Genomic DNA, 5797 nt, shown 5'->3' with positions numbered 1-5797 from the left:
GTTGCAAAACTTACTGGTGACGATTAATCTTCGCTAGCAATCCTCTGGCTGCCTTTGTCTTCGCTTCCTGCTTTGACGATCCTTCACCAGTTCCTTCTAGGGGCTCATCGCATGGACCGCACATTGAAAGCCGTCCGGTAAGTGGTTGTGGGGTAGTCCTGGGAGCGGGCTTGGGGTTGAAGGAGACGATTGGAGTTGTCATTGTGGAATCCTCTTATGCACAGCCAGTTTATCGGTAAGGCTTTCAAAATTGAGAGGGATTGTTGCAAAGACTTACAGATATGTTCTCAGGATGTGGACCTACCTCCCCCCCATCTAGGTAGGTTGTAACCACCCAATCCGCCGATGTGGTTTTCATCGGTTAATCAGACAATCAATATAGTCAACCCATCAGCAATACAATGACTTCTGTATTCCATGAGCAACACACTTCAAAGCCTTTCTCAGGAACTTACAAGTTTGGTCGAAGCCACCGCGTCGTCTGTCGTCGCCATCGCTGGCAGAAGCCGAAGAGGAAGAGGGTTTGCAGCCACAGGTATTCACTGGCAAGACAACCTGATTGTGACCTCAGCCGAAGCCATTCCTCCCAAGGACAGCCTGATCGTGACCCTACCGGACCAATCTACTTGTAGAGTAGATCGTATTGGCACTGACCCAACCACCGATATTGCAGTCTTCAAGCTACCCCACGACATCGATATACCCCCCATTGCCCCAACAACAGACCCTGTGGCAGTAGGCCACTTTGTGGTGGCTGTTGGTCGTGACACAGATCGGGGTGTCCACGCCCATCTGGGCTTGATCAATAGCGTCGGTGGTCCTTGGCAAAGCTTGAGCGGGGGTGATATTGACCAATTTATTCGTGTTGATGTGAATCTAAGGCGAGGCGGAGCAGGGAGCGCTCTGGTGGATGTCCAAGGTCAAGTTATCGGATTCAGTACATTTGGTCCCCACCGCACCGTTCTTACAATACCTACCGAGACGATTAGCCGAGTGGTTCAGCAACTCCAAGACAAGGGGCACGTTAGTCGGGGCTACCTGGGATTAGGAATGCAGCCCGTGAAGTTGCCGGAAAGCCTGGGACAGCAATATGGCTTGGCGAATGAATTTGGCATCATGATTATCAGTGTTGAACCAGAACAATCCGCAGAACAAGCAGGAATTGTTCTGGGAGACATTCTGGTGAGCATAGATAAGCAAGTGGTTCAAGACCCACAAGAAATCCAGCCCTTTCTTACATCACAGAATGTCGGCAAGGTTCTCCAAATTCAACTCATCCGAGGTGGCCAGCTTCAGGATATCAGTGTGACTGTAGGTGAGCGATAAGCCCATGCTGCGCGTGGGGATATTTGCCAGCAATGCAATCTCCCGAGCGGGTCTCTTGACCCTAATGCAGTCAACCGGGGTTGAAATTGTTGCAGAGGTCGATGAACTCAACGCGGTTCAAACCCTACTTGAGCTGCCGATGGTGGATGTGATTGTTCTAGAGCTGCCGGAGCTAAATACATTGACCCTGCAGGAGTTACAAGATGTATTGGAGACTGGTGTTGATTCTCGACTTGCCCTTGAAGTACCCGGGTGTGTTGTTATCACAACTGCGGCTGAGATACTGGACACATTGACCATTTCGGCGATATTGGCAGCAGGCGTTCATGGCCTGTTACCGCACACCACGACGCAGGAGGAATTAGAGATTGCCATTGAAGCAGCGTCCAACGGAATGACGATTCTCCACCCAATGTTTAGCGATCGCCTCATAGAAAACGTCTCTATACCAAAACCAATTCACGACATCGCAGAACCATTGAGTGATCGTGAACTTCAAGTTCTTGATGCCCTTTCACTGGGTTTGAGTAATAAGCAAATTGGCAATGAGCTATTCATCTCAGAACACACTGTCAAGTTTCACATCAGCTCGATATTTTCAAAGCTTAAGGTCACTGGTCGCACAGAGGCCGTAGCAGTTGGGATTCGACTTGGGCTAATCAAGCTTTAATTCGCTAAAGTGTTAAATGAATTACATTGCGAACTCAACCAAGCGTGTAAGTCCTTCCTATCGCAGTTCCCACCTTCGCTAGAAGACCGCTTGATTTAGCGCTGTCCACTTGCACATGCTTCATCAAAGGCAACTTCTTGACGTTCCACCTCAGCCTGCCAACGTTTGACCTCAGATGCCAAACGAGCCAGATCTTCCTCTTGAAGTTGACCGATTTGTTCCTGACGCCATAATTCATGCTGAGCATGTCGATAAAAGAGACGGGAGACGAATAAGTCAAGCTGATCCCGAAAACCAAATTGATGATGCCAGCTTCTGCTCGCTTCATTCGCTAGGAAATATCGACTCCTCAGTTGAGTAAAAGGTGAGTTATCTAGCAGGTTGAGGGCTGCTGCCACAAGGCTAGTGCCAACACCTCGACGTTGCCACAACGACGATACACACAACAGTCGAAGATAAGGCTGCTGTTGCGGCTGCTCAATCACCAGGGCTGCTCCTACTAGAATACCTTCGGGTGAAATCGCAACGCTTGAAGTCTTGGATGGGTCACCGTTAACCGCACCAAAATAGCTATCAATACATCTTTGAGCTGATTCCTGAATACCCGACGCTTCATAATTGCAATATTCAACAGAGTCGTGAAAAACTTCAAAGAAAAGACGCTTGAGTTCAGGTGCATCCGTTGGCATAACGGGTCTGATACTGCACACCTTAGGGGTATTGCTTCTAGGGGCAACATCAATAACCGTTTGGACCGATTGCTGTCTGGGTGTGAGATGAGCCCTCCCGTTGAAATACTCATGTTTCCAACCCAGCCGCCAAGGCATGATCTCATACTCTTCCCACGACATGACGATTGGTTCGCTCTTCACTCCACCTCCAAGGACTGCTCGACCAAGAACCGACCTGCCGACAATGCCACTATACTACCCGTATAAAAATCACCATCGGTGTACACCTGTTTTTCAGGGGTGATCACCCAACACTGATACCCCCACTCCGAATTAAGAGAGACACCCAACTGATTTCAGGTTTTAATCCATGGGTAAGATTATCTAAAACCCTTTTCCTGCATAGCATTCCGCCGATACAAACTAAAATGACGCCAGCCATTTAGTTTACCGTTCGGTAGGAGTGCAAATGCCTCAAACTAAGTCCCATAAATGGATTCCAACATTCTTAACCCTTGAGCAGTTTGAGACATTTGTCTTGCCCCACCTACACGTTGGCAGTCGAGGGCCTCAGCCAAAGCTCTCTTTGCATGCCATCTTCAACTACATTTTGAAGTTCCTGCATACGGGGTGTCAGTGGAAAGAGCTACCCATTGAAAAGGACAAATTTGGACACCCTGAGATCCATCATTCCAGTATCTATCGAGCCTTTCGACGCTTTGAAACTCACGGATGTTTTGAAGACATTTTCAAAGCTTCAGTTGGTTTACTCCAAGAGAAAGGAAAGTTAGACACTAGCGTTATTCATGGAGATGGGACAACCACTGCAGCCAAGAAAGGCGGCGACAATCTGGGATTCAATGGCCACAAACATATGAAGGGAGACAAGGTGGTAGCCTTCTGTGATCGTAACTGCAATGTCATCTCTCCCTTTGTAACTGCCCCAGGTAACCGGAACGAGTCACCGTTGTTTAAGGCAGGACTTGCAAATGTGATGAGTACAGCCCGAACAGTAGGCATAGACTTGAAGCAGACTATCATTAGCTTGGATGGCGTGTACGATAGTCGTGAGAATCGCAAGGCCATTTTCAATCGAAGGATGGTGCCAAATATCAATGAAAATCTTCGTGGACGAAAGACGCCAAAGCCAGGTCCTAAAAGACTGTTCGATTCATCCATCTTCCAGGAGAGATTCAATACCATTGAGCGCGTCTTTGCTTGGGAAGATAAATTCAAGCGCTTGCTGCTGCGATTTGAGCGAATCAGTAAGTTGCATTATGCCTTGAAAAGCTTGGCTTACACGATGATCAATCTTCGACATTTTTGCCAGGGTTAGCACCCACTTGTAATCCCATAGTTTTACGGGTCTCCAAAATGGAGATTTAGTTTGTCGTGTTGAGAAAACGGAATTATGGGGTGAATTCTCAAAGTGAGGCGATGCAATTACCTGTTCAATCTTTTTCAGGTGTTCATATTGGGTTTAACAGCCAATATTTTAGGTCAGCTAGATAAAAACCCGAAACCAGTTGCAAGGTAGGTAAGTTATCCGTACTTTGGACAAATTCTGCATACACTCGGTAATCGACTTGAAGTTGTTCCCAATCCGTGAGGGCAAAGTGTCCAAAGATAGCAACTCCAGCAATACCTGGCATAATCACAATAAGAAATAAGAGATGACGTATTTTCAAGAATTAACTCCAGAAATAGGACAGCAGCCGTGCTCCAATCATACTAATGGGTATAAATGGGTGACCATTGTATCTGAAGGGATAGGGTCTATTCACGGTAAGTTGGCCTTAAACGACCGAAGCTGTGAAATGGGCAATTTAGTATAAATGCACTATAACAGTGAACGATTTTTTGTCGTTACAGCGTTTACAAGACGATTGGGTTCTCAATAAGCAAAATTTAAAGAGAGTGGCTGAAACTCTTGGTATTCATAGCTTATAGGTTTAACTTGCCCCCAAACACAGCTTCGGTCGTTTAAGGCCCAATTCTCTAGGCGAGGTCTGAGCAGTCCAGGCTTACAGATGACGGGAGCGAAGACTTCAAACAAATCGCCACCCTCACGCACACCGGGGTATTGTTCAATTTGGAGTTCAACCATCACCATTTCGGGATGAAGAGGATCAGTAACTTGAGCGTCGATCCACTTCTCCAGCTCGTTAACGGTGGTGGGCGTTTCGAGTACAGTAGTCATAGTTAAATGCCTGTGATTGGGTTTTAACTAAGGCATCCGAGAACTTTCCACGGGACCGGATGCCTTTGTTTTATCTATCCTTATTATGCCTTTAACACAGGGATAATACAATGTTTTTGCTATGATATTATCCTAACGATTGTTGGGTAAGTGATAACTATCGCTTATGCCTATACCACAGGGTTATTTGTCGATTAAACTTTAGAAGAAGTATTGCTCAAAAGCCATGCCAAAAGGCAACCCAGATCCGGTCATGCCACCTAAGTTTGTTGCAAACCGTTTTAAGCGATCTGACGAAACGACAGAAGAACTTGCAGAGCGAAATATCCAGTTCCGCCTGACCAAAAGTGTTGATAAGGTTGTTCGTGCTTTACCGGATCGGTCTGCGTGGCTTCGTCGGGTTGTTACGGAAGCTGCAAAGCTTGAATTGATGGGAGACCAAGAGGATTAATTATGACGACAAATGACCCAGATCGGCTGGATCGGATTGAGAGCTTACTAGAGCGTTCAATTATTGATTCCAATGAACGCCTTTCACGTATTGAAGGAATCGTCCAATCCAATGCGCAGATCATCCAGTCCAACGCCCGATCCATTGAGGCGATGGGGACACAATTTGAGGAAACCAAAAGACTTGCTGACAGAGTATTTCAGCGCATGGATTCACTGACCCAGCAGCTAGCAGCAATTGTCAGCAGCCGAAACGAGGACCGGGATTTGCTCCGAAACATCAAGGCTGGCATCGACAAGTTGCTAAGACGGTCTGAGCAGTGAGGTCCGCATCTATCAAGATGTAAAGCTGTAATTAACCCTGGCTCAATATACTTGAACTGGAAGATGGAGATACCCTATGACCCATATTCCCTTCCTGACACTGCAACAGCTAGAACTTCTCAGACTTGCCAAAAAACATTCTGAGGACGAACTTCA

At 46.8% G+C, this 5797-nt stretch carries 9 protein-coding genes; 5 read left to right on the top strand and 4 right to left on the bottom strand.

What is annotated here, in order from left to right; translation table 11 throughout:
* Positions 1-10: 10 nt before the first annotated feature.
* Complete coding sequence (locus tag Q0991_RS22610; RefSeq protein ID WP_299492864.1) at positions 11-202, bottom strand: hypothetical protein; 192 nt, start codon at positions 200-202, stop codon at positions 11-13.
* 215 nt (positions 203-417) lie between these two features.
* On the opposite strand from Q0991_RS22610, the gene Q0991_RS22605 reads away from it, so the two are divergent.
* Both Q0991_RS22605 and Q0991_RS22600 read left to right on the top strand, forming a co-directional pair.
* Positions 418-1326 (top strand): S1C family serine protease, encoded by a 909-nt coding sequence (locus tag Q0991_RS22605; protein ID WP_299492862.1) that lies wholly within the window; start codon positions 418-420, stop codon positions 1324-1326.
* Entirely contained in the window at positions 1316-1996 is a 681-nt protein-coding gene (locus tag Q0991_RS22600) for a response regulator transcription factor (protein ID WP_299492860.1), read from the top strand. Before Q0991_RS22605 ends, Q0991_RS22600 begins: the two co-directional genes overlap by 11 nt.
* A 95-nt stretch (positions 1997-2091) precedes the next feature.
* On the opposite strand, the gene Q0991_RS22595 is transcribed toward Q0991_RS22600, so the two are convergent.
* Positions 2092-2823 (bottom strand): GNAT family N-acetyltransferase, encoded by a 732-nt coding sequence (locus tag Q0991_RS22595; RefSeq protein WP_299492858.1) that lies wholly within the window; start codon positions 2821-2823, stop codon positions 2092-2094.
* Positions 2824-3136: 313 nt separating this feature from the next.
* Between Q0991_RS22595 and Q0991_RS22590 the strand changes: the two genes are divergently transcribed.
* Positions 3137-4003: a transposase gene (locus Q0991_RS22590; protein ID WP_299492856.1), complete on the top strand. Its 867-nt coding sequence runs from the start codon at positions 3137-3139 to the stop codon at positions 4001-4003.
* Between the two features lie 133 nt (positions 4004-4136).
* Here Q0991_RS22590 and Q0991_RS22585 read toward each other — a convergent pair whose 3' ends face one another.
* Both Q0991_RS22585 and Q0991_RS22580 read right to left on the bottom strand, forming a co-directional pair.
* Entirely contained in the window at positions 4137-4355 is a 219-nt protein-coding gene (locus tag Q0991_RS22585; RefSeq protein WP_299492854.1) for a hypothetical protein, read from the bottom strand.
* A gap of 206 nt (positions 4356-4561) precedes the next feature.
* On the bottom strand, positions 4562-4867 hold the full coding sequence (locus Q0991_RS22580; RefSeq protein ID WP_299492852.1) for a hypothetical protein: 306 nt from the start codon (positions 4865-4867) through the stop codon (positions 4562-4564).
* 226 nt (positions 4868-5093) lie between these two features.
* On the opposite strand from Q0991_RS22580, the gene Q0991_RS22575 reads away from it, so the two are divergent.
* Both Q0991_RS22575 and Q0991_RS22570 read left to right on the top strand, forming a co-directional pair.
* Positions 5094-5318, top strand: a complete 225-nt coding sequence (locus Q0991_RS22575) for a hypothetical protein (RefSeq protein ID WP_299492850.1) — start codon at positions 5094-5096, stop codon at positions 5316-5318.
* Positions 5319-5320: 2 nt separating this feature from the next.
* Positions 5321-5641: a hypothetical protein gene (locus Q0991_RS22570; RefSeq protein ID WP_299492848.1), complete on the top strand. Its 321-nt coding sequence runs from the start codon at positions 5321-5323 to the stop codon at positions 5639-5641.
* The last annotated feature ends 156 nt before the right edge of the window (positions 5642-5797 follow it).

Origin of the sequence: Acaryochloris sp. IP29b_bin.137, from assembly GCF_028285745.1 — a bacterium.
In the GTDB taxonomy this organism is placed as follows: Bacteria; Cyanobacteriota; Cyanobacteriia; order Thermosynechococcales; family Thermosynechococcaceae; genus Acaryochloris.
Note: the sequence above shows the minus strand (reverse complement) of the source record. Positions and strands in the feature narration are given on the sequence as shown.

Bases quoted from the DNA above. Each gene is read 5' to 3' on its own strand.
- Q0991_RS22610 (WP_299492864.1), bottom strand. From the start codon at position 202: ATGACAACTCCAATCGTCTCCTTCAACCCCAAGCCCGCTCCCAGGACT.
- Q0991_RS22605 (WP_299492862.1), top strand. From the start codon at position 418: ATGAGCAACACACTTCAAAGCCTTTCTCAGGAACTTACAAGTTTGGTC.
- Q0991_RS22595 (WP_299492858.1), bottom strand. From the start codon at position 2,823: ATGCCTTGGCGGCTGGGTTGGAAACATGAGTATTTCAACGGGAGGGCT.
- Q0991_RS22590 (WP_299492856.1), top strand. From the start codon at position 3,137: ATGCCTCAAACTAAGTCCCATAAATGGATTCCAACATTCTTAACCCTT.
- Q0991_RS22580 (WP_299492852.1), bottom strand. From the start codon at position 4,867: ATGACTACTGTACTCGAAACGCCCACCACCGTTAACGAGCTGGAGAAG.
- Q0991_RS22575 (WP_299492850.1), top strand. From the start codon at position 5,094: ATGCCAAAAGGCAACCCAGATCCGGTCATGCCACCTAAGTTTGTTGCA.
- Q0991_RS22570 (WP_299492848.1), top strand. From the start codon at position 5,321: ATGACGACAAATGACCCAGATCGGCTGGATCGGATTGAGAGCTTACTA.